Raw genomic sequence first — 21,068 nt, forward strand, 5'->3', positions numbered from 1 at the left:
CCACAAGTAAGACCCGCAAAGAAGCTATTATTTGCAACGATCGCACCTAATAGTATCGAGAGGACTTCATGCAAATTCAAACACCAGACTGGGTAAAGCACGCGGTTTTCTACCAAATTTTTCCTGATCGCTTTGCTAGAAGTAAACAGCCTCGCAAACGTTTATTGCATGAGGCCCGGTGGGAAGATTGGGAAGCCATGCCAACGCTGCAAGGTTACAAAGGGGGCGATTTATGGGGCATTCTGGAAGGTCTAGATTACATCCAGGATCTAGGAATTAACGCCATCTACTTTACACCCATCTTTCAATCTGCGAGTAATCACCGCTACCATACCCACGATTATTATCAGGTTGATCCGCTGTTAGGGGGTAATGAAGCTTTTAAGGGATTACTAGACGCAGCCCATCAGCGCCATATCAAAGTTGTGTTAGATGGAGTATTTAACCACTCCAGTCGCGGCTTTTTCTTTTTTCACGATGTTTTAGAAAATGGCCCTCATTCTCCTTGGGTAAATTGGTTTAAAGTTGAAGGCTGGCCTCTTTCAGCTTACAACGGAGACTTTCCTGCCAACTATGAAGGCTGGGCGGGAAATCGGGCTTTACCAGTATTTAACCACGACAACCCCGAAGTCAAAGAATATATTATGGAAATTGCCGAATATTGGATTAAATTCGGCATTGACGGTTGGCGGTTAGATGTGCCATTTGAAATTAAAACACCTGGATTTTGGCAAGAATTTCGCGATCGCGTCAAAGCAATTAATCCCGAAGCTTATATTGTGGGTGAAGTCTGGGGAGATTCCCGCGAGTGGCTAGATGGTACCCAATTTGACGGCGTAATGAATTATCTGTTTGCTGGGCCAACCATCGCCTTTGCTGCAGGTGATCGCGTAGTCTTAGATCAAGTGCAAAGCCGTGACTATAAACCCTATCCACCTTTATTTGCAGCTGAGTATGCTGCCCAAATTCAAGAAGTATTGCAACTGTACCCTTGGGAAATTCAGCTGACGCAATTAAACTTGCTAGCGAGTCACGATACCGCCCGATTACTGACAATTTCTGGTGGTGATGTAGCCAGTGTAGAATTAGCAACCCTCCTCTTGCTGACATTTCCTGGTGCGCCTAGTATTTACTATGGTGATGAAGTTGGTTTACCAGGTGCCATAGATCCTGATTCTCGCCGTGGCTTTCCTTTAGAAGCTAGCTGGAATCGTGAAATCCTCCAGACTCACCGCCAATTAATTGCCCTGCGCCACACCTACCCAGCTTTACGGACAGGCGATTACCAAGTAATTTATGCCCAAGGCGCACTGTATGTATTTGCCAGAACCTTAGGCACAGAAGAATTAATTATTGCCGTTAACACAGGTACAGCATCAACAAACGCAAATATTGACATTAATAATTTGCGTACTCAACCCAACAAGCTGGTATATGGCAATGCTGAAGTTACCTGGGATAATCCAGGAGAAACACAGCAGCTTTCCCTATCTCTTCCCCCACGTGCCGGTTGCATCCTCAGCGTCAGTTAATAACGCATAAAATAATTTTCATCACACTTATTCTTAGGGTGGGCAATTTTATCGCTCAAGCCCTTATTTTTTAAGTTATTGCCCATACCCACCCTTCTTCCCAATCCTCAGTCCCCAGTCCCCATTACCCCTTATCCCCAGAGGGGGCCCCGAGTTCCCCAGTCCCCAATCCCCAACCCCTTCTCTACCCAAAGATACATAAACATCAGTAGCTAAAAAAAACTACCATGATCCTAAGAAGCACTAACCAAAATTAATTGCATGAGTTACTATATTGCTCCTCGGTTTTTGGACAAATTAGCTGTCCATATTACCAAAAACTTTCTAGATCTCCCTGGCGTGCGAGTTCCCTTAATTTTAGGGATTCACGGACGTAAGGGAGAGGGAAAATCTTTTCAATGTGAGTTAGTCTTCGAGAAAATGGGTGTAGAAGTAACTCACATATCTGGTGGTGAATTAGAAAGTCCAGACGCGGGAGATCCAGCACGTTTAATACGTCTGCGCTATCGAGAAACCGCAGAATTAATCAAAGTGCGCGGTAAAATGTGCGTGCTGATGATTAATGATTTAGATGCGGGTGCAGGTAGATTTGATGAAGGAACGCAATATACAGTCAATACTCAGTTGGTGAACGCCACACTGATGAATATTGCCGATAATCCTACAGATGTGCAATTACCTGGCAGTTACGATTCCACACCTTTACGTCGAGTACCGATTATCGTGACAGGCAACGATTTTTCTACCCTTTATGCACCATTAATTCGGGATGGTCGCATGGAGAAATTTTACTGGGAACCCGATCGCGACGATAAGGTAGGAATAGTTGCCGGGATATTTGAACCAGATGGACTTTCCCAACGAGAAATTGAACAGCTAGTTGATACCTTCCCCAATCAATCGATAGACTTTTTTAGCGCATTGCGATCGCGCATTTATGACGAACAAATTCGCAACTTCATCCATCAAATAGGATTTGAGCGTGTTTCCCTGCGGATAGTCAATAGCATTGAAGGGCCACCAGAATTTAAAAAACCAGATTTTAGGCTATCTCATTTACTTGAATCTGGTAAATTGATGGTTGGCGAACAAAAACGAGTCGAAAATTCCCAGTTAGTTGACGAATATAATCGCCTCAATCGCGGCAAAAGTTATCAAGCTGCACCACCTGCTGCGGGGACACCAACAAATCAGCCATCAAGCAATGGTGTAAATAAAGGCGCAACTAATCACAACTTACAAAAACCAGAAACATTAAGTCCCCATTTAACCCTAGAAACACAAGAACAAATCCGGCAAATCTTAGCGCAGGGTTACACAATTAACATTGAACATGTCGATGAAAGACGCTTCCGCACAGGTTCATGGCAAAGTTGTCTCAATACCCACATTGATGCTCACTCAGATGCCATCTCAGCTTTAGAATCATGTCTAACTGAATATGAAGGCGAGTACCTACGTTTAGTAGCCATAGATCCCAAAGCCAAGCGCCGAGTCATGGAAACGATTATTCAACGTCCGAACGGAAGGAATTAAGGACTGGAAGCGGGGATGAGGGGGATGAGGGGGATGAGGGGGATGAGGGAGATGAGGGAGATGAGGGAGATGAGGGAGATGAGGGAGATGAGGGAGATGAGGGAGATGAGGGAGAAAGCACAAGTTCTAACTTCCCCATTACCCATTACCCATTACCCATTACCCATTACCCATTCCCCATTCCCCACTCCTACGCCTTCTTCGTTTTCCCACTTGGTGTTTCTTCTTTAACCGCCTTAGAACGGGTAATCGTGCTTTTACGGACGCGTTTACTTGTACGCACACCACCTGCTAATTCATATTCGTGGCTGTCTTTACCGTATCTAAAGGCGACTCCCAGTAACATTCTCTCGCAGAGGTCGCCCAAGATTTTTTCTAAATCTTGAATCTCGCTTTTATAAGCATTTAGTGTGACTAAAGCAGTATTATAAGCCAGCATTTTATTGCGTAATTTCTCTATTAGCTCTTTCATGCCTTCCAAGTTGCGATTCTCTCCAAAATCAATGTTTGGATCAATCGCATTGAGTCCGTAGGTTCTTAATTGAGCCTTTTCTAAAATACGTGATTTTTGTCTTTCGCGAGGCATAGATGTCACCGATGGTATGGTAGTCTACGGCTAGCTTGCCTTAGTGAAGGTAAATTTCGGTTCAGCAATATACGCAAATAATGTTAATTTTTATAACAAATACCTAAGTAATTTTACTATCTGGCATTTATAGGAAAATTCTCATTACCCATGACCAATGACCAATGCCCAATACTCAATGCCCCATGTAAAATGGAGTTGACGTACATTACTCGTAGCTAAAGTGTCAGACTCTCTACCTTTACGCGATCGCTACCTGGCTTTAATTGATGAAATTGTGGACACTACCCTCAAGGGCAAGATTAGCTCTGTGGAGCAGGTGTATCAAATGCTGCTCAAAGGGGTGAATCCTGGTACGGGGGAAGTGTTTGAGTTAGTGTTGAGCGATCGCTTGGGTGCGATTCAAAGCCAGGTAGATGGCGAAAAGGATGAACTGAAGAAAGCTAAGGCTACTCGGTCTTTAAGAGCCATGAAAACCATTCACAGTCAATGGCTGAGATGGCAAGAACACAACAAAGCTACAGAAGCGATCGTCTCTGCGGTGCGAGAAATTACTACAGCTGAGGCTGAGGAACGTCTAGCAACATTTCTGAGGTTTACTGACCCCAATCAAAAATATCCCCTAAATTCCCAACAGCTACAGCAATTGTCAAAATCTTTACAGCAATTTGCTCAAGCAGATTCCGATTTACAGCAAATATCCCAAGGAATGAATCGGGGTTTGGCTGCTTGGCAACGCTTGCAAGAACACTTAGTTAGTTGGATGTACGAGCAAAATCAATCACTAGGGTTTGGTGGCGTAGCCGGAGAAAGCGGCCCTTGGGCAACTTGGGCAAAGCAGGTTACTAGCCCATTACCCCAAGCATTACTGCGTACCTTAGCATTAGAGCAATCTGCCATTGAATTTGCCGCACAACAGCGCAGTATTACCCTGGGTGACTGGGTAGAGATGGCATTTATTCTGCAATATTTGCAACGGGGTTTAGTTAACTGGTTTGACCAACAACCTTACAATATCCAAGCTGGGTCAAAGTTATCAATTTCCACCTACTTGACCTTTGCGGTGCTGTGGAGTCAGTTAGCCAGTGGTTTCCAAAATGTAGCTACTGTCTACAGCAATGCTGCATCTCAAATCATGCTGCAAATTCTGCGTAACTTTGCCCTGCGTCCTTATTTTCCGCTTTACGGGGGGATTTTCGCTTCCTTTTCTGGGAATTATTTACGCGGTGCCTTAGATTATCTCGATGAACCACTGCGACAGGTAGAGAAGACCCAAGAAAAGGCGCGGATTTTGACACTTTTAGGTTATTCCCAACGAGCTTTAGGACAATACAGACGGGCAATTGACTTTCATCAACAAGCATTAGAAATAGCCAGAAATGCAGGCGATCGCGCCTGTGAAATTGCCAATCTCAACCACCTCAGCCGTACCTATGTCCAAGAACAAGATTATGTTGAGGCGATTAACAACAGCCAACGGGCATTAATTCTCAGCCGTCAAGCAGGCGATGCCTACGGCGGGCAAAGCCTACGTACAGGCGAAGCCAACGCCCTAATTAATTTAGGCTACAGCGAAGTGATGCACGCCCAAGAATTAGAGCAAGTAGAGCCAGAAACCTACGAAATGGCAATTAACTATTTGCAACAAGGCTTAAAGTTATCAGAACAATTAGGTGATATTCAAAGTAAAGCTTTGTGTTTCAGTAGTTTAGGAATCGCCTATCTTGTGATTGGGCAGCAACAGGATGCGATTAAATATTTGGAAGAAGGTTTTAAAACAGCGCAGACATCTGGTGACTTATATCTGCAAGGACGTAATTTAGCTTATTTAGCTGAAGCTTATTATCAACTGCAAAATTACGAAAAAGCAATTTACACTGGTGGTTTAGGAATGTATTTGCTAGAGCAAATTGCTTCTCGTGAATGGCGGCAACCAGCCGGATTACTAACAATTTTACAGGGACAACTAGGAACAGAAGCTTTCCAAAATTTCTTACAACAACACCGTCCCAAAATTATCGCCATTATCGGCGTAGATGGCTACGATCATATTCCCCATTTGTTAACAGTTTATCAGGACGATAGGTAATACCAATTTCAAAAAAGAAAGCGACAGATTGTAGGGGCAAGGCAATGCCCGTTGGTGTCAACTTAACGCGAAACCCGCCTTGTAGCAAGGTTTTTGCCCTCACCCCCAGCCCCTCTCCCACCGGGCTACGGTGTACACACAAGTACTCTCCGCATACGTTTCAGGGATTTCAACCCCCTTAAATTGTCATTGCGAGGAGGAACGACGAAGCAATCGCTTGGTGCTCTTATTGCTTCTCTTCGAGACGCTACGCGAACGCTTCGCTCGCAATGACAGGTTTTGAGCGATTTTTATCTGAGTTTAAAACTCCCTTCCAGGTAGGATTTCAAGACTTCTGTGTACACCGTAGGCTCCCACCGGGAGAGGGGAGCAAGAGATTTAGTTCCCCTTCTCCTCGGGGAGAAGGGGTTAGGGGATGAGGGCGCGAGGTATTATGTACAACGCCCGCCCTATATAGCTTTTAGCTTAAGTTGACACAACTGGGCAATGCCTTGCCCTCTAGAATATATTGATATTTCGCAGACATTATTTGAATTAATATTATCTTTCTCCAATCAAAGTAAACGCCGCCCAATTAACAGGCGAAGGAAATTTCTCCTTTGTTTTCAACATCGCTTGACGCAAAGCCAGCGCCTTATCTGGTTGAGTTTGCAAACTCTGATAAAACTCCACCATTAAATATTGTGTCGGTTCATCAGGTACTTGCCACAGAGAAACTAACACACTGGGAACACCCGCAGAAATTAACGATCGCGATAACCCAATTACCCCATCACCAGAAAGTTTACCTTTCCCCGTTTCACAAGCACTGAGAACAACTAATTGAGCTTTTAATTTTAAATCTAATATTTCTTCAGCTTTGAGTAAACCATTATCTTTACCCGATGGTGCAAGCGCAATCCAACTACCCAAACCCCGGTTATCATCCGCCCAACCGTGAGTAGCTAAATGAATCACATCTGCTGTTGATAACTTTTGCAGAATATTAGCTTTAGTCGCATCTTTCCCGATAATTGCTTGAGTTTTTAACATATCAGCAATTGTCTTGGCTTCTTGTTCCGCCCCTGGTAGTGGAATTAACTGTGTTGCTGGTTGATCTGGTTCTGTAGAGACTACAGGCATAGTTGGATTACCTGCAATCAGAGCATTATTATAGTTGATTGTTCTTCCCTGTCCTAATTTTTGAGTGAAATCTAATACTTGAATTGCTGGGGCGGTGAGGATGGTATGGTTTTCCAGTAAATACTTACCTTGTTCATCGCGCAAAGCTGGGAAAGGAACAAGGAATAAAGAACTTTGAGGGATGAAAATAACTCGTTCACTAGGGTTTTTTGGTAATAAATCAGCGATATCTTTAATTAAGATGTCATACAGTTTTTTTAAGGGTTTTTTACTTTTAGCAGACTGAGAATTTTGTACTGCTAAAATACCGCCAGCATTTCTACCTCTAAAAGCACCAACTCCTGTGCGAATTTGGGTAACTAGTTCATTTAAATTTGTCTTATCTTTTTGCCATAAGTATTTCAGGTCAACTTTGCGGAATGTGACTTCACCGGTTGGTTTAACAACCCAAATATAGAGCTTATATTCTTGCGATTGTTGTTTACCTGCTACTTTGAAATCATCATAAATAATAGAATATTCCACAAGGGTGGCATTTTGCTGTTTAGCAATTTGTTTAATTTCCGCAATTGTTGGTGATGAAGATGATTTATCTGCTTGTTTATTATTAGTAGATAGGCGAGATGCTAACAACTCAACAAACGCCCTAGCCCGACCACGTTCGGAAATTTCTAAAGCAGCATCAGTTTTATTTTGAGCAATGAGAACTTTTTGTAAAATTCTGTAGGTGCTACGTTGGGTATCAAAAAGATATACTTTATTGGTATCAGATAATTTTTGATTTCGCAGAGATTCTTTAACCTTAATTGCTTCATATAATGTTTTCTCTGCGGCGCTGAGATTACCTTGTTTGTAGTAAGCTAGCCCTAGATTGTTTAAAGAGTTACTCTCACCACTACTGTCTTTAATTTGTTGGGCGATCGCTAAACTCTGTTGTTGGTACTCAATAACTTTGGGGTATTCTCCTAAGGCTAGGTAAGCATTACCCAGATTACTTAAGGATTTTACCTGACCTACTCGGTCGTTGATTTGTTGGGCGATCGCTAAACTCTGTTGTTGGTAATCAATCGCTTTTGGATAGTCTCCCAAAGAATAATAAGCAGCACCGAGATTACTCAGGGATCTACCTTCTCCAAAACGGTCTTTGATTTCCCTAGCAATGACTAAACTTGAGGAATGGTAATCAATAGCTTTTGGGTATTCACCCAACTTAGCGTAAGCAAGACCAAGATTCGAGAGTACATTACTCTCAATGAATCTATCTTTAATTTCCACTGCGATCGCTAAAGTTTGCTGGAGGTAAGCGATCGCTTGTTTGTAGTCTCCTAAAGCATCGTAAGCAATACCGAGATTACCTAATGATTGTCCCTCACCTTGACGGTCTTTAACTTCAACTGCGATCGCTAAACTCTGCTGATGATACTCAATCGCTTTTTGATAGTCTCCTAAATCATAGTAAACAAGACCGAGATTACCCAGCACTGCACCCTCACCTTGACGGTTGTTGATTTCTCGGAAAATAATTAGTGCTTGTTGCCACGATTGTAATGCCGCTTCTAATTGACTAGCATCATACTGCTGACTCCCTTCTTTAAACAGTTTGTATGCTTCAGCTTTCCGCGCCTGTGGGGTTTGCGCTGACGCTTGGTTTATTCCCACAATGGCGCTGTGGTTGATGGGCGCTTGTCCAATGGTGGTGAGTAGAGTGATGAAAGTCAGAAGTGCGATTTTGTATATCTTCATCGGTGTTACTGAGGTAATCCTGTCAGTAACATATATCTCTGTGATGGCGAAGCCTATGCAGTTTTGATGAAATTTGTTTTTGGCATCAACGGCAGCAAAATAATGTTACATTACCCACATCGTTGGTTGGTAGGGGCACGGCATCCACAAACTTTCGGGTATACAAATATATTATTGGTGCCGTGCCCTCACAGATGCTGGGGAGCGATCGCCTGAACCGCAAACACACCAACAAATCGGTCAGGGCACGGCATTCATAGATTTTCGCTGATACAATATCTGATCGGTGCCGTGCCCCTACATGTTCATGAAAAAAAGCCAAAAATAAAAGGCAGGTGGTAGACTAAACCTTTTACTTTTGACTCGTGCTAACCTTTGTTGTGTTAGGGGACGTTTTACCCTACGTCATCGTGGGCAAATCTGTTAAAGAGGAAGTCTAGGGCATAGTTCCGCAGCTTATAATATTGTGGATCTTCCATGATGCGGGCGCGATCGCGTGGGCGAGAAAAAGGAATTTCTAAGACTTCCCCAATCTTTGCATGGGGGCCATTGGTCATCATTACCAATTTGTCTGCTAAAAACAGTGCTTCATCAATATCATGGGTAATCATCAGCACTGTGCAGCGATTATCACCCCAAATCTTCAGTAATTCTTCTTGTAATTCTTCTTTGGTAATCGCATCTAACGCCCCAAAAGGTTCGTCTAAAATCAGCACTTTGGGACGAATTGCCAATGCACGGGCGATGGAAACTCTCTGTCTCATACCACCGGACATTTGCATTGGTTTCTTTTCCATTGCATCAGCCAGTCCCACCATTGCCAAATGTTCCCGGACGATCGCTCGTTTTTCCTGTTCTGGCTTTTCGGGGTAAACTGCGTTGACAGCGAGATAAATATTTTCAAATGCTGTGCGCCAGGGAAGCAAAGCATAGTTTTGGAAAACCACCATCCTGTCTGGGCCTGGTTTGGTGATGGGTTTTCCTTCTAGCAGTACTTCGCCGGAGGTGGGAAAGTTAAACCCCGACACCATATTTAATAGAGTGGATTTGCCACAGCCAGAGTGACCAATTACACAAATAAACTCACCTTGTTCGACGTTGAGGTTAACGCCATCAAGTACGGTGAAGGGGCCTTTTTTGGTGGGGTAAACTTTAGAAACGTCTCTAATTTCTAGGAAAGGCTGACGGGTGCTAATTCCACCTGCGTATCCTGTTCTTTGTGCATCTCTGGGGTTTTCAGCTAGTCTTAAATTGCGGTTTTGCATAGGGATGGAGAAAGGGTGAAGTGTGAAGGGTGTAGACGCGTAGCAACTTGTCTCAGGCTAGGGTGAAGATCAAGGGAAATTCAGTTTTCAAAGGATAAAGGCGAAAACTTTATCCTTTAGCTTTTTACGCTGCTGTTCTTCTTGGTGAATCGAGGATGACTTCAGCAATGGAGAAGTCACGCTTAATTTGCAAGGTGTTGAGGTAGGATATGGGATCATCAGCGTTAAAAGGAGTCCCATCAAATAGCTGAATCGGTTGGCGAGTATAGCTAATATCCAAACCTAATTCTCTGGCTGCGGTGCTGAAGACGCGGACTCGACAAACTCTTTCTACAACTTCTACCCAATTTCTCGGGAAAGGTGTATCACCCCACCGCGCTAGTTGACTCATGATCCAAATTTGTTCGGTACGGCTGGGGCGGTTGATTGCCGACTCGGAATAAAATTGGTGATGGGCGTAATCCCGCAGTGGATGATCTAAGTCACAAGTTAAATTGTCAGGATCTTCGAGTTGAATATACTCTACATCGGTGCTGACATAGTCACGCCCGGCTGTAATCCTTCTAATTTCCTCAGCATTTTGGGGATCTGCACAGTAAACGCAAGCTTCTAGTAAGGCTTTGGTTAAAGCAATGTGGGTATTGGGATAAGCTTCCGCCCAATCTTCCCGCACACCCAGAACTTTACCGGGGTGTCCCAACCATACTTCTAAGTCTGTGGCGACGGTAAAGCCAACACCTTCCACAGCAGCACGGTAGTTCCAAGGTTCGCCTACACAATAACCGTCAATACTGGCATTTTGTAAGTCGGCGACCATCTGCGCTGGGGGAATGGTCAACATATCCACATCAATATCAGGGTCAATTCCCCCAGCGGCTAGCCAGTAACGCAGCAGCAAGTTGTGCATGGATGCGGGATGCACTACGCCCATTGTGTGGCGTTGTTCGCGGGTACGTAGCAGATATTTTTTGAAGTCTGATAAGCTTTGTACACCTTGGTCGTAAAAGCGCTTCGCTAAAGTAATAGCGTTACCGTTACGAGTCATGGTCAGAGAACTCACCACTGGTAGCGGTTGGTTTTTACGTCCGCCCAATGTTAACCACATTGGCATACCCGAAGGCATTTGAGCAGCATCTAAATAACCACCAGCAATACCATCTTCAATTCCGCGCCAGCTGGTTTCCCGCACTAAGTTGACTTCATCTAAACCATGCTTGGCAAAAAAGCCTTTTTCTTTGGCAATCGCTAGAGGGGCGCAAGCGGTGAGGGGTAAGAAGCCAATTTCTAAGTTGACTTTTTCTAAGCCATGACGGGAAATATTCGCAGTTTTCCTCGCCCGAATTTTCTTAATGCGTTTCTGCTGGTTGAGGAAGTAAATCATCTCACTCCGCAGACGGTAGTAGCTAGGATGTTCTACTACTTCCATGCGCTTGCGGGGTCTGGGGATATCTACTTCTAAGATGTCACCAATTTTCGATTCGGGGCCATTGGTCAACATCACAATTCTGTCAGATAGCAATACTGCTTCATCTACGTCATGGGTAACCATTACCGCCGTGACTTGATTTTCTTCGCAGATTTGCATTAATTGTTCTTGCAAGTTCCCCCTAGTTAATGCATCCAACGCACCGAAGGGTTCATCTAGCAATAATAGTTTAGGACGAATTGCCAAAGCCCGCGCGATCGCTACCCGTTGTTTTTGTCCCCCTGATAACATTCCCGGCTGTTTATCAGCATGGGGACGCAAACCCACCATATCTATATGCTTCTCGACAACGGCTTTGCGTTCTGCCGCCGGCATTCCCTTCATCACTGAATCTACAGCCAAGGCGATATTTTCTCTCACTGTCCGCCAAGGTAGTAGGGAATAATTTTGGAATACTACCATCCGGTCTGGGCCTGGTCTGGTAATTCTTTGTCCTTCTAAAGTCACCACACCGTCAGATGGTAAATCTAAACCTGCAATCATATTTAACAGAGTAGATTTACCACAACCGGAGTGACCAATTAAAGAAACAAACTCACCTTTTCTAATTTGTAAGTCAATTCCTTTAAGAGCAATATACTGACCACCACCAGTTAACTCAAAAACCTTATCAATTTGATCAACAGCAACGAATACGCTCATTTGTTATTTGTCCTTTGTTATTTGTCCTTGGTCATTTGTTGTTTGTTATTTGTCCTTGGTCATTTGTCCTTTGCTAATGACTAATGACCAATGACTAATGACTAATGACTACTTCTGTTCTGCAGGTAAAATTAGGTTTTGCACCCAAGCCATTAATTTATCGAGTAGTAGACCAACAACACCGATATAAACTAGAGCCAAAATAACTTCGCTGACGTTGTTGTTTTGATAAGCATCCCAGATGAAGAAGCCAATTCCCACAATACCGGACATGACGATTTCTGCCGCGATAATCGCTAACCAAGCCAAACCAATTGCAATTCTTAAACCTGTGAAAATGTAGGGTAAAGCAGCAGGAATTAAGATATTGGTGAAGTATTCTTTGCGGCTCAATTGCAGAACTTTAGCAACGTTGTTGTAATCTTGGGGAATTTGAGTTACACCCACAGCGGTGTTAATTAATATCGGCCAAATTGCTGTGATGAAGATTACGAATAAAGCTGCTGGTTCGTTTTGGCGTAATGCTGCTAAGGAAATTGGTACCCAAGCTAGAGGAGGTACAGTCCGTAATAGTTGGAAGATGGGGTCTAAAGCTTTAGACATGGTTTTATTAACCCCAATCAAAATGCCCAAAGCAATACCAACAACTGCCGCTAGTGTGTAACTAATTGCAACCCGTTGGAGACTTGCCCAAATCTGCCAGAAAAGACCTTTATCTGTGCCACCTTTATCGTAGAAAGGATACAAAATCAATAGCCAAGTATCTGAAATCACCTGAATTGGCCCTGGTAAGGTTGCGCCAGGAGTCCAAGCAAATAGTTGCCACACAACCAGAAAGATAATAATTGCGATCGCTGGCGGTACAATATTGGGAAATTGCTTTTGCAGACGGGATATAAAGCTATTATCTAATCTAGGACTTGCAGGGCGCTTTTGGGCAATAGTCATAAGATTTTATCTCCTCTAAATTGGGTACTTGGCGTTGAGTGTTTGGTGTTTGGTTTTTGATATTTGTTATTGGTAATTAAGAAAATTCACCAATAACTTTTGACTTTTAGACGCGATTAATATCGTTTTGAGTACAGACGTGATTAATCGCGCTTTGAGTACAGACGCGATTAATCGCGTCTCTACAACTTTAGATGCTCACTTTTTTAATCTTGAGGCTCTTGAGATATTCCTCTGGTTTTTCGGGGTCAAACTTGCTGCCATCAAAAAATTCTTCCACACCACGAGATGTATTTGTAGGAATATCTGCTGCTGCAATTCCTAATTCTTTAGCAGCTTCTTTCCAAATATCTTCGCGGTTAACTTTATTGATTAATTCTTTGGCTTTTGCACCATTATTGGCAATGTAATCTTTCGGTAAGAATCCCCAACGTACGTTTTCTGTGATAAACCATAAATCATGGCTCTTGTAGGGATAAGAAACGCTACCTTTTTCATCTTTCCAGTAGTAAGCCGCCATTGTTTTATCATCAATTTTGCGGCCATCACCCATATCATATTTACCTTGATATGGATCTGCCAAAATTTCGGGTGAGGGGAGGTTGAAATAATTTCTGCCGGCGAGAATTTGCGCTGCTTCTTTGCGGTTATCAAAATTATCCAACCACTGCTGCGCTTCCATAATACCTTTGAGTATTGCTTTGGTGGCTTTGGGATGTTTGTCTACCCAATCGGCTCTCATCGCCAAGTATTCTTCAGGATGATTCTTCCAAATCTCTGCGGTTAATGCAGCCATGTAGCCAATTTTGTCTGTGACGATGCGGAAAGGCCAGGGGTCACCAGTACTGAATGCATCCATCGTTCCTGTCTTCATGTTGGCGACAGTTTGCGCCGCAGGTACGGTGAGCAACTTCACGTCTGCATCAGGGTCGATTCCACCGGCTGCTAACCAGTAGCGAATCCACAAATCTTGGTTAACGTGGGGAAAGGTGAAAGCTGCGGTGAAGGGTGTAGAAGATTTGAGTTCTTTAAATAAGGACTTAGCGCCAGCCAATTGCAGACTTACACCTTTACCTAGGTGCTTGTTGGCGATCGCAATTCCATTCCCATGTGTAATTAATTGACACAAAACATACATGGGAATTTTTTGATTACCCTTGGTAATTAAGCCTTCTGTAATTAAATGAGGCATTGGCATTTGCCATTGACCACCATCAATCCCACCACCAGCAGAGCCAATTTCCAAATTATCTCTGGCTGCACCCCAAGAAGCTTGTTTGGCAAGTTCTACGTTAATGCCATACTTCGCAAACAAGCCTTTTTCTTTCGCAATAATTAGCGGTGCTGATTCCACAATGGGAATATATCCCAACTTGACTGTAGCAGTTTCTGGCTTTTGTTCGGGACTAATATTAGCTACTTGCTGCGCTGTTGGTTGCGCTGTGCCACCACCACCAGCGCTTTCAGGAGGATTGCCTAAACAGCCTTTCAAGAATACAGCACCCGCAGAAGCTCCGGCTGTTAAGATAAATTTACGGCGAGAAAACTGATTCAGAAATTCTGTCATAGGGTCTCCTTAAAAGTGCAGTTTAAGTTTTTTTTGTATGCCAACTAAGACAAGAAAATAAACTATTTCTTGCATGTCTTAATTGTTAATTTGTTCGTTTTTGGGTACACAGATTTTCGTCATTCCTAAAAGGAATGGCGATAGAAACCGATGTAATTATCAAAAAAACTTTGGGAATGAATAGATTAGAGTTTGGGCAACCGAGGAACCATCACTTAACTTGTTAAAATTAGTTTACAGGTATTACGGTAGAAATGGTTAACTTCGATCCTCTTCTTCTTAAATAAATATTAGATTAGATATATAAGTAAAATTTTATCTTTCGCCTCTAAAGTTGCTGTCAAGCTCTTATATATAAATTTTTCTCTATGGATTCGATTATTTAGACAAGATGAATGCACATTTTTAAGTTGTTTGCATTTCATTTATAATCATCATTTACGCGAATTTTCAATAATAACTATTGTGTGAATCTATAATTAGCGATTTGATTCATTAACTAATGTAAACAGAGAGAAAAGCCAAACAGTTTATAGTTGGGCTATTGTAATTTACAGGAAAATACGGAAATCTTTAGGCTTTATTCCTAACGTATTGAAAATTATTTTAATGCGTTATAGTGCGTCACAACACAGCTTACTAGTGCAGGAATTGAGGTGATTGGATAATTTTTGCATACACCCTAGAAGCAGATTCAGTATTCACAATTGTAGCTAAGACTAGGTAAGAATTCAGAAAAACGAACCACATTCGACGGAGTCGTTTCCTCAGGGTAGGCGCAAAGAACAGGAAGTAAAGAGGTTTGGAAGAGATTATGCTAATACCAATTTGAAAGAAAAATGTGACAGAAGATTGTAGGGGCATAGCACTGCCATGCCCTCTAGAATATATTGATGTGTCGCAAACATTATTTGAATTGCTACAAGTATATTTTCGTCTTCCAATTCATAGACAAGGGGTTTGCATAATTAATCGGTGTTCTGGCTTCCTATGAGTGCCAAAAATAAAGCCCGCACGCGCGAGCTAAGAAGGAAATAGTATTAACTTGTTTTGCAATATTACCCAAGTAAATCAGCTTGTTCTATTGGTTCTTGAGGTTCAACTGACTGTTTAAATGCAAACCGTAATAAAGATGGTGCTAAGAACGTCGTCAGAATCACAATAATCACGATTGCAGCTTGTAAAGGTTTATCTAAAGTTCCGCTAACCATTAATTGCTGTAACTTGGTGCTAGAAACTCTGCAATTTCTTGAGCGTTCACTCAACCTCACGCCACAATCATCCATTTAGTAAACAGCCATAATCTCGTAAAACCGTTACTCACTTGCTGTTTCTACAGCCGTGGTAGATTCTGGGATGGGATTCGTGGATGAACCAAAGGCAACCCGTAAAAAAGGTGGAGCTAGGAAAGTTGTCAAAATTACCATGATAATAATCGACACCTCCAACGGCTTATCCAAAATGCCGCTAGCAGAGCCGATACCGGCAAACACTAGACCCACCTCACCTCGTGGAATCATCCCAACCCCGATGGCCACTCGATTGATGCCGGGTTGTCCAAACACTGCCCAACCTGTGATCAGCTTGCCAATAATCGCCACCACCATCAAAAAGACAGCAATCAACAGACCTGCTCGATTCTCTGGTACCGCCGGGTTCAAAACACCGAGGTCGGCACGCGCTCCTACCGTCACAAAGAAAATGGGTACCAATAAATCGGCGATTGGTTTGATCAATTCATCCAACTCATTCCGGGCATCGGTTTCATCAAGCACCAAACCCGCCGCAAAGGCACCTAAAATCGCTTCGAGATGAATAGCGTTGCCTAAAAATGCCATAAAGAAGGCGAAGATGAATGCCGGAATCACAATATTTCCACGGGTTTTGAGCTGATCTACGATCGCCACAAAACTTTTGTTAAAGATACCCCCCAACAAAATTGATCCAATCAAGAATGCCGTAGCGCTGACAATCAAGTAAATGACATTGGCAACATCAATCTCACCGGTTTTGGCTAAACTTGCAACCACCGCCAAGACAATAATGCCGAGGACATCATCAATTACCGCCGCGCCAACAATGATTTGCCCTTCTTTGGATTTGAGTTGACCTAACTCTGATAATACTTTAGACGTAATGCCAATACTGGTTGCAGTCAACGCCGCCCCCGCAAAAATTGCCGGAATCGCCGCCACGTGAAACAGCAACATCAACCCTGCCGTACCTGCCGCAAAGGGTGCTGCGACTCCCACACAGGCGACAACCGTGGCTTGAATTCCCACTTCCTTCAGTTGTCGCAGATCGGATTCCAGTCCAATTTCAAACAGCAGAATAATCACGCCGATTTCAGCTAGAACCGAAATCACTTCACTTTGCGATTCAAAGATTCGGGTCAGCGCATCTGGTGCCAATTGATTCAATCCTTGCAGCGCTGTCATAATCACCGAGTCAGAGGCAGACAGCCCCCCTTCGGGAAAGATCACCAGGTGTAACGCCGAAACGCCGACAATCACACCGGCGACCAGTTCCCCCAGGACGGGCGGAAAATCCAATCGCCTAGCCACCTCTGCGCCGAACTTGCTGGCCAGATAAATCACCACCAGCGTTAGCAATACGCCAGACAGAATAATGGGTGAATCCTCAGCAACAACGGTCGCCAAGAATTGTATCGGAGCCATGAGAGCGGCTATCCCCCCACTGAAAGGAGGCAGAATGTTGGACAAAATCATGAGTTTAAAGCAATGAAGGTTAAGGGTTTGAGGAAGTTATAAAACTTCGGGGGAATGACTTCTGCGCCAGGGTCAACCTCCTGCAGACAATAAATACGCTCACTCAAAAGCCGAGGTCATGACCTCGGCTTTTGGGGTCTGCTTCGTCTCCATGCAACAGCCGTCTGACCCACAGAAACTCGCACTAATAGCTCGCTTGTTCCTTTTATGGCGCGTCATTTCGACTCAACAGCCGTCTGGCCCACAGAAATGTCTCCCGTACAGTACCTCTGCTTCACAGATATAGATAATGCCCGCATAATCGGTGAAAAACGTGATTGCGACCTGATCCGCAATCTTCTCTGCCATCTCCCGGGTTTCGGTGAGTACCTCGAACTTGACATTTGAATCGGTGTCGGCAGTGTTGGGTTTACCTGTAGAGCGCACGTTGCGACTACCTTTACCGCCAGTATCTACCACCGTATAACCGGTCGCCCCGGCTTCATCAATTATCTTGGCGACCTTTTTAATCAGAACCTTTTCTGTGACGATGACGAGCTTGTTGGCACGCTTGGCCATGTTGCTTACCTCCTTAAATTCTGTACATTGATCTAATTGGTCTGCCGGGTCAAGGGAGCGCTGACAGACCGCGACCGTCTGGGATTAGCCACCGAGTGCCTGAGCAAGTCCAAGGAAGAACGGTATACACAAGCCGATCGCAACTGGCGTACCAATAGCTGTGGACGCACCTATATAGGCGGAGGGATTGGCTGACGGGATACCGGCTCGCAATGTGGGTGGCCCTGAGATATCTGAACTAGAGGAAGCGATGACCGCCAGGATTACGACACCGCCCATGCTGAAGTTCATGGTGTAGTGGGCAATCATGCCGAGACCGAAGGCAATTAACCCATGCACAAACGGTGCCACCACGCTGTACACAACATACCACTGGGCTACCTTACGCAGTTCGCCAACCCTTGACCAAGCTTCCATCCCCATGACCAGCATCAAGATTGAAAGCAAGCCACGGAAGAGGGGATCGTAGAAGCTTTTATAGACACTTTCCGGCTGTGTGAATATGCCAAGAGCCAGACCTAACAACATTGCTGATAGGGCAGGGCCCCGGAGGCTTTCCTCGATAATTGGCCATATCTTAACCTTATTATCCCCATCCCCCTTTTGCTGGCTGAGATACTCCTGCCGGCTGCCGGGATAATCTTTTTTATCGGGATAATCGCCAGCCGCAACAGTCTGCATGGTAGAGTAGGCTGCTTCTTTACGCTTCTTCTTGTTGATATAAATGTTAGCCACAACAATTGCAGTTACGAGCGCTGGGATATCCATGAAGGGATAGAGTGCGCCAGCCCATGGCTCGTATGACATTTTTGCTTGTTCCAGTACCGTTAGTCCGGCAGCCATGGTAGAACCACTCACGGCTCCAAACAAACCCCCGGTGGCGATCGCATCGACGACTTTGACCTTTGGTAGCTTGGCTAATGTATAGCGGGCGATGAATACAATCACAATCCCTGTTATGACAGCAAAGATCATGGGTAACACCATCTCTGTCAGGCTGGAATTACGGATCGCAGTTCCACCGGTCAGACCAATTTTCATGAGCAACATGAAGACGATGATCGTACAAATCGATTCGGGAATGACCAATTCGCTACCGAGGGCAGCAATAATCATTCCACCAATCAAAAAGGCGAGTGTTGGGGACTGCAATTGGGCAATGAAGTCCTTCACGAACAGGGACAAAAAATCCACTAATACCTCCTTGGGGCTCCTCTCAAGAGGAGTATTGCAATAAATGAACTAAATGAACTTTGTCTGTATAGAAATTTTTCTATAGTTTTAGATCGCTGGCACCGTGAAGCCAGTGGTCGGAGGCAGCAGCCCAACAAGTCTTTGCAGCGGCGGAATAAAGGTTATTGTCAATCGCGGCGGTTAGACCACTGAATACGTCACCTTGCAGGTTTCTGAAATTGATAGTATTGGTTACAGACATATTATCAATGCTTTCAACACAAGAACTGGTAAATGAAAATTCGCGACAACTAATGATGCGCGCTGGGTAAATTGTATTTTTTAAGCCAATACAAAATATGCACAGAAAATATTTTTCTGGCATTAATTCAGAGAAATTATGCCTTTCTCAATAGTGCAAATCTCAAATAGAGATAGGCTTGGGAAAAGACTAATCAAAATCTAGATGAGGAACATTTATTGCAAGTTTAAGCGTCACTTATGAATTGCATTTAAAATCGTTTCAATTAGCTTACAGCTTTTTAAACCAATGTTGATCATTGGGATAGCCAATTATTAAATTAATATTAGATTCTCATCATAGAGAAAAGCTTATATATTTCGCTACATTCAGCGAAATATACTTGTTATTACATTCAATATATAGTTTTAATAGATTTAAATCTATGATATTTATTATTTATGCTGATATCTTTTATATGAGAGATAAGTGCGATCGCATTTAAGTAACAGTGGCGTTAAAAAGTCCAAAAGCCTACCTGTAGGGTAGACCTCTTAAATATTGGGAATGGGCAGTTAATTTACAAATTACTGTACTATTTGGTTGCTCGCAAAAGTTTTGATAAATTCTTAGGTAGCACTACCTTGGGTTGAGTCTTTAGCTTAGAATGCGTAGCGCCTGCAAAAATTAAAAATCTACAATTGAACAAATTTATTTACACATCACCATAAATGCGATCAAGCAGTAGGGGCTAGTATTTTTACTCAGCACTATTTTCAAGCAAGATAGTCATCTGATTCACACACAATGAGGACATGAAAATCTCTCTTCTCTAGCCCCTAGCTTCTAGCTCCTTTGTGCAGCTATTCTCCATTGAATGCAAAGAATAGAACATGAGTGTTGAGAGTTAGTTACTCAACGCTAGAAATAAATAATGTAGATAGTGCAGCATAACCAGCAAAGAAAATAATGGCAGTCAGCATATTCTGCTCCTTGTATAACTTTCGTTTTAGGTGATAATTGATGCTACTAATATATGACTAATAGTCAGTACTAACATCTGCTCACAAGACTATTCTTACAGTATCTTTTGGTCAAAAATTGTTCAAATTTGACAGAGGTAGTTATACCTAGAGAATTACTGGCAATACATTAAGTTTTTCTAAGCTTTGTTTACTCTACAACACTGATGTACTGCATACCCAAGCAGTACGATGGCAACTCCCTAACTGCAACTGTACGATAGATATTTTTGTAGTTCTATTGATTGGCAGATGAACATCGGAATAATCGAGCCTTACAGTAGCGGATTTTTGGAAGTTTTACCAGAGGGTGAAAGTAGCGACTATTGGCACATTGCAGCGATACACATCAATGGCAAAGCTTTTTGCCCTAGTCCTAAGCTTTATCGGTCAGAACGGGTGGCTTTAGCCAAAGCTGCACAATTATATGATTGGATAGCGGAGCATGAGCAAGAAATTAGTGAAGGAGATTGCTACTGCTCAACTTTGAAGCTCATGCTGTGGTATCAACCTAAAGCCTCATAGCTATCTAGCATCAAGCAGAGCTATTTAGTAAGTGCGATCGCCTTTATTGTAACGCTACATGAATCAACCTCTGGTGCGATCGCCTAGATTACTTTTGACACGCAACTATCATTAACATTCAATCGTCTAGTAGTCTACCAAAGTCTTTTTGACAGGCGGGAAAAAGGTGAAGGGGAAAAGGGTAAAGGCTTAAACCCTTCCCCTTTGAACCTTTTCCCTTTACCCAATCGACACCTGTCAATATTGGTGTGTTGAACTACTAGAGAGATGCAATCTAGCCGTAACAAGATGTTGCGTGTCTTTG

Annotated in this window: 14 protein-coding genes and 1 pseudogene; 4 read left to right on the forward strand and 11 right to left on the reverse strand. The window is 43.3% G+C overall.

The features are described from left to right. The first annotated feature begins 68 nt into the window (after positions 1–68). Positions 69–1,532 carry a glycoside hydrolase family 13 protein gene (locus tag HGR01_RS17445; protein ID WP_045869748.1) on the forward strand — a complete coding sequence of 488 codons (1,464 nt, stop codon included), beginning with the start codon at positions 69–71 and terminating at the stop codon, positions 1,530–1,532. A 261-nt stretch (positions 1,533–1,793) separates the two neighbouring features. Further along, positions 1,794–3,068, forward strand: coding sequence for a ribulose bisphosphate carboxylase small subunit (locus HGR01_RS17450; RefSeq protein WP_045869747.1), 1,275 nt, complete (start codon positions 1,794–1,796; stop codon positions 3,066–3,068). A gap of 190 nt (positions 3,069–3,258) precedes the next feature. Here HGR01_RS17450 and HGR01_RS17455 read toward each other — a convergent pair whose 3' ends face one another. Further along, positions 3,259–3,654 (reverse strand): hypothetical protein, encoded by a 396-nt coding sequence (locus tag HGR01_RS17455; protein ID WP_045869746.1) that lies wholly within the window; start codon positions 3,652–3,654, stop codon positions 3,259–3,261. Positions 3,655–3,877: 223 nt separating this feature from the next. On the opposite strand from HGR01_RS17455, the gene HGR01_RS17460 reads away from it, so the two are divergent. Continuing rightward, entirely contained in the window at positions 3,878–5,743 is a 1,866-nt protein-coding gene (locus HGR01_RS17460; protein ID WP_045869745.1) for a tetratricopeptide repeat protein, read from the forward strand. 540 nt (positions 5,744–6,283) lie between these two features. On the opposite strand, the gene HGR01_RS17465 is transcribed toward HGR01_RS17460, so the two are convergent. From HGR01_RS17465 to HGR01_RS17510, 10 genes and pseudogenes are all read right to left on the reverse strand, one after another. Beyond that, positions 6,284–8,608, reverse strand: a complete 2,325-nt coding sequence (locus HGR01_RS17465; RefSeq protein WP_045869744.1) for a CHAT domain-containing protein — start codon at positions 8,606–8,608, stop codon at positions 6,284–6,286. Positions 8,609–9,003: 395 nt separating this feature from the next. Continuing rightward, a complete protein-coding gene (locus tag HGR01_RS17470) occupies positions 9,004–9,873 on the reverse strand; it encodes a nitrate ABC transporter ATP-binding protein (protein WP_045869743.1) in 870 nt (289 codons plus the stop codon). A gap of 124 nt (positions 9,874–9,997) precedes the next feature. Then, on the reverse strand, positions 9,998–12,001 hold the full coding sequence (locus HGR01_RS17475) for a nitrate ABC transporter ATP-binding protein (protein ID WP_045869742.1): 2,004 nt from the start codon (positions 11,999–12,001) through the stop codon (positions 9,998–10,000). 108 nt (positions 12,002–12,109) lie between these two features. Further along, on the reverse strand, positions 12,110–12,949 hold the full coding sequence (ntrB, locus tag HGR01_RS17480; protein ID WP_045869741.1) for a nitrate ABC transporter permease: 840 nt from the start codon (positions 12,947–12,949) through the stop codon (positions 12,110–12,112). 190 nt (positions 12,950–13,139) lie between these two features. Beyond that, positions 13,140–14,516 (reverse strand): CmpA/NrtA family ABC transporter substrate-binding protein, encoded by a 1,377-nt coding sequence (locus HGR01_RS17485; RefSeq protein ID WP_045869740.1) that lies wholly within the window; start codon positions 14,514–14,516, stop codon positions 13,140–13,142. Between the two features lie 1,058 nt (positions 14,517–15,574). Beyond that, positions 15,575–15,721 (reverse strand): annotated as a pseudogene (locus tag HGR01_RS17490) (cation:proton antiporter); the annotation flags it as partial. A gap of 111 nt (positions 15,722–15,832) precedes the next feature. After that, the gene (locus tag HGR01_RS17495) at positions 15,833–17,194 is read right to left on the reverse strand and encodes a cation:proton antiporter (RefSeq protein WP_320076070.1); all 1,362 of its coding nucleotides are present in this window, start codon (positions 17,192–17,194) and stop codon (positions 15,833–15,835) included. A gap of 276 nt (positions 17,195–17,470) precedes the next feature. Next, positions 17,471–17,803, reverse strand: coding sequence for a P-II family nitrogen regulator (locus HGR01_RS17500; protein WP_045869738.1), 333 nt, complete (start codon positions 17,801–17,803; stop codon positions 17,471–17,473). Positions 17,804–17,887: 84 nt separating this feature from the next. Next, positions 17,888–18,997 (reverse strand): sodium-dependent bicarbonate transport family permease, encoded by a 1,110-nt coding sequence (locus tag HGR01_RS17505; protein WP_045869737.1) that lies wholly within the window; start codon positions 18,995–18,997, stop codon positions 17,888–17,890. A 79-nt stretch (positions 18,998–19,076) separates the two neighbouring features. Next, positions 19,077–19,361, reverse strand: coding sequence for a hypothetical protein (locus HGR01_RS17510; RefSeq protein WP_045869736.1), 285 nt, complete (start codon positions 19,359–19,361; stop codon positions 19,077–19,079). 1,130 nt (positions 19,362–20,491) lie between these two features. Between HGR01_RS17510 and HGR01_RS17515 the strand changes: the two genes are divergently transcribed. Further along, a complete protein-coding gene (locus HGR01_RS17515) occupies positions 20,492–20,764 on the forward strand; it encodes a hypothetical protein (protein WP_045869735.1) in 273 nt (90 codons plus the stop codon). Positions 20,765–21,068: the final 304 nt, after the last annotated feature.

Origin of the sequence: Tolypothrix sp. PCC 7712 (genome assembly GCF_025860405.1) — a bacterium.
Taxonomy (GTDB): Bacteria; Cyanobacteriota; Cyanobacteriia; order Cyanobacteriales; family Nostocaceae; genus Aulosira; species Aulosira diplosiphon.

Coding starts and splice junctions, on each gene's coding strand:
- HGR01_RS17445 (WP_045869748.1), top strand. CDS start 69: ATGCAAATTCAAACACCAGACTGGGTAAAGCACGCGGTTTTCTACCAA.
- HGR01_RS17510 (WP_045869736.1), bottom strand. CDS start 19,361: ATGCCAGAAAAATATTTTCTGTGCATATTTTGTATTGGCTTAAAAAAT.
- HGR01_RS17470 (WP_045869743.1), bottom strand. CDS start 9,873: ATGCAAAACCGCAATTTAAGACTAGCTGAAAACCCCAGAGATGCACAA.
- HGR01_RS17495 (WP_320076070.1), bottom strand. CDS start 17,194: ATGGCTCCGATACAATTCTTGGCGACCGTTGTTGCTGAGGATTCACCC.
- HGR01_RS17465 (WP_045869744.1), bottom strand. CDS start 8,608: ATGAAGATATACAAAATCGCACTTCTGACTTTCATCACTCTACTCACC.
- ntrB (WP_045869741.1), bottom strand. CDS start 12,949: ATGACTATTGCCCAAAAGCGCCCTGCAAGTCCTAGATTAGATAATAGC.
- HGR01_RS17475 (WP_045869742.1), bottom strand. CDS start 12,001: ATGAGCGTATTCGTTGCTGTTGATCAAATTGATAAGGTTTTTGAGTTA.
- HGR01_RS17515 (WP_045869735.1), top strand. CDS start 20,492: ATGAACATCGGAATAATCGAGCCTTACAGTAGCGGATTTTTGGAAGTT.
- HGR01_RS17450 (WP_045869747.1), top strand. CDS start 1,794: ATGAGTTACTATATTGCTCCTCGGTTTTTGGACAAATTAGCTGTCCAT.
- HGR01_RS17500 (WP_045869738.1), bottom strand. CDS start 17,803: ATGGCCAAGCGTGCCAACAAGCTCGTCATCGTCACAGAAAAGGTTCTG.
- HGR01_RS17455 (WP_045869746.1), bottom strand. CDS start 3,654: ATGCCTCGCGAAAGACAAAAATCACGTATTTTAGAAAAGGCTCAATTA.
- HGR01_RS17485 (WP_045869740.1), bottom strand. CDS start 14,516: ATGACAGAATTTCTGAATCAGTTTTCTCGCCGTAAATTTATCTTAACA.